The 2,814-nt window shown below is 72.9% G+C and carries 3 protein-coding genes; all 3 read left to right on the forward strand.

Features of this window, described 5'->3' with window-relative positions:
• A partial coding sequence (locus VGL20_00105; protein HEY2702068.1) for a hypothetical protein occupies nucleotides 1-333 on the forward strand: 333 nt, incomplete at its 5' end.
• A 259-nt stretch (nucleotides 334-592) separates the two neighbouring features.
• On the forward strand, nucleotides 593-2,362 hold the full coding sequence (locus tag VGL20_00110) for an ATP-grasp domain-containing protein (GenBank protein ID HEY2702069.1): 1,770 nt from the start codon (nucleotides 593-595) through the stop codon (nucleotides 2,360-2,362).
• 8 nt (nucleotides 2,363-2,370) lie between these two features.
• On the forward strand, nucleotides 2,371-2,814 hold a 444-nt coding region (locus tag VGL20_00115; protein HEY2702070.1), incomplete at its 3' end, for an ABC transporter transmembrane domain-containing protein.

Here is a 2,814-nt window from a genome sequence, read left to right on the forward strand (position 1 = left end):
AAGTGGGCGTACATCCGGCTCGAGGGCCGCTCCTTCGGCGACGTGCCCCTCAACGTCGAGCTCAAGCTCGAGGTCCACGACTCGCCGAACAGCGCGGGCATCGTCATCGACGCGGTGCGCTGCTGCAAGCTCGCCCTCGACCGCGGCGTCGCCGGCGCCCTCGAGGGTCCGTCCTCCTACCTGATGAAGTCGCCGCCGCACCAGGTCTCGGACAACGCCGCCCGCGAGCAGACCGAGGACTTCATCGCCGGCCCCGCCCCGGTGCCCGGCGCCGGTGGCAACGGACACCGGCCGGAGCGCAACGCCGGGGCGATGCCGCCGGTCGCCGTCTGACGCCGCCGCGGGATGGGCGGGTCGGGGTCATCTCCCGGCCCGCCCTCGCTCCACCCCGAGCACCTGGTGCAGGGGCTCGCTGCCCCGCGCCTCGTCGGCGACACCGGTCGATCACCGGCAGGCAGTCCGCCTTCAGCCCCGCTTCAGCGGTCTCAGCCGGCCTTCAGCCCCCACCCAGAGACCGTTCAGCCGCCCCACCCACCATCACACCCACAGCCCCGCCACACCAGGGAGCGGGCCACGAACGGGGGGGTCGGACATGATCACGGAGCAGGGGACCAGCACCAAGGCACAGACCGCGATGCGCCTCTGCTTCATCGTCGAGGAGCGCTATCGGGCCGACGGGATGCCGCTGGCGGTGGTCGACCAGCTTCGAGCCTGGGGACACGATGTCACCGTCCTCGAACCCCAGTCGTCGGCCACCTGCCTCAGCGAGTTCGGCGGCGGCGCCTACGACGCGGTGGTGCTGAAGACCGTGTCCGACGGGCCCGGACTCAGCATCCTCGAGGCCGCCGCGGCGCTCGGCGTCACCACCATCAACGACCCCGGCGCGATCCGCATGGTCCGCGACAAGGCGGTGGCCGCGGCCGTCGCCCAGGCCCACGGCCTGCCCTTCCCGCGCACCTGGTTCCTCACCGACCTGCGACTGCTCGACCAGATCCCCGCCTCCGACTACCCGCTGGTGGTCAAGCCGAGCAACGGCAGCGCCTGCCGCTCCATCCATCTGCTGCACAGCCCCGCCGACCTCCCCGCGCTGCGCGACGCCGCGGACAGCGAGGACCGGTTCTTCCTGGCGCAGCAGTACATGGCCAACCCCGGACACGACGTCAAGCTCTACAACACCGGCCGGGAGATCTACGCCACGGTGCGGCGGTCGCCGCTGCACCCCGACGAGCCGGTCAGCGAGCGGCTGGTGCCGCTGACCCCCGAGCTGCGGCGGATCGCCGCGCAGGTGGGCCGGGTCTTCGGCCTCGACATCTACGGGGTCGACGTGGTCGAGACCCCGGACGGCTGGATGATCCTCGACATCAACGACTTCCCCAGCTTCGGCCTGGTCCCGGGTGCGGTTCGCTCGATCGCCCAGGCCGTCCTCGAGCTTGCCGCGCGCGCGGCGGGCCTGCCGGTTCCCGCCGAACCCCGCGACACCGTCGCGGCGGCGCTGCACGTCGTCGAGCCCGCCACCACCCCGGAGCGGGGTGAGGAGATGGAGATGGAGATGGAGATCTGCCTGCTGACCGACCGTCCCGACCACCCCGTGCTCGCCGCCGCGATGGAGCAGCTGCGCCGCCGCCACCGGGTGCGGGTCGTGGACCCGCAGCGGCTGGATGCCGCCGCGGTGGAGCGCGAGCTGCGCGCGCCCGCCGACCTGTACCTGCTCAAGTCGCACACCCCCGCCGCGCTGGCGATCGCCCACCGTCTCGAGGGGCGCGGCGTGCCGGTGCTCAACGGCGCCCTCTCCACCGCCCGCTGCCTCGACCGGGTGGCGCTGGCCCGCCTGCTCGAGGGGTCGGGACTGCCCACCCCGCGCACCTGGAACCCCGGCCGCCTGCGCAGCCTGGCCACCCAGCACGACCTGGTCTTCCCGCTGATCGTGAAGAGCCGGCACAGCCGCCGCGGCGACCTGGTCACCCGGGTCGACGACGCCGCCGGGCTGGCCACGCTGCTCCCGCAGTGGGGCGACGAGCCGGTGGTGGCCCAGGAGTTCCTTCCCGGAGACGGCTGGGACGTCAAGCTCTGGGTGACCGGCGAGACGATCTTCGGCGCCCACCGCCGCACCCCGCTCGAGCCCGGCGCGTCGCGCGAGACCGTGGCCATCCCCGACCTGCCCGCCGAGTGGGTGCGGATCCTGGAGCGCATCGGGTCGGTGTTCGACCTCTCCCTCTTCGGCGTCGACCTGCTGCTCACCGAGCGCGGACCGATGGTCATCGACGTCAACGCCTTCCCCGGCTTCCGCGGCGTCCCCGGCGCCGCCGAGGCGCTGGCGGCGCTGGTGGAGAGCTCGGCCGGCCGCCGGCTCCAGGTCGCCTGAGCACCCCGATGTCCTTTCCCCGCTTCCTCCTCACCAACCTCCGCGGTCAGCGGCTGCGGGTCGCCGTCGCCATCGCGATGACCTTCGGGCTGGTGGCCACCGACATCCTGGTCGCCTTCCCGCTCAAGTTCATCCTCGACAAGGTGGCACACCACCAGGACCCGGTGTTCCCCTTCGCCGGCGCGCTGCTCGGCGGCCTCGACCGGCTCGGGGGCAGGGACGAGCTCCAGCCCAACGAGGTGCACACCCAGCTCGCCGTCATCGCCTTCGCGGGGATCGTGTTCCTCACCCTCAGCATGCTCAATGCGCTGATGACGCACCTGCAGCTGCGCATCGCCGCCTCCACCGCCCAGAACCTGGGACAGCGGCTGCGCACCACCGTCTTCGCCCACCTCGAGCGCCTCCCCCTCGACTGGCACGGACGCCAGCGCACCGGCGACCTGGTGCAGCGC

The organism is Candidatus Dormiibacterota bacterium (assembly GCA_036495095.1).
Classification (GTDB): Bacteria; Chloroflexota; Dormibacteria; order Aeolococcales; family Aeolococcaceae; genus CF-96.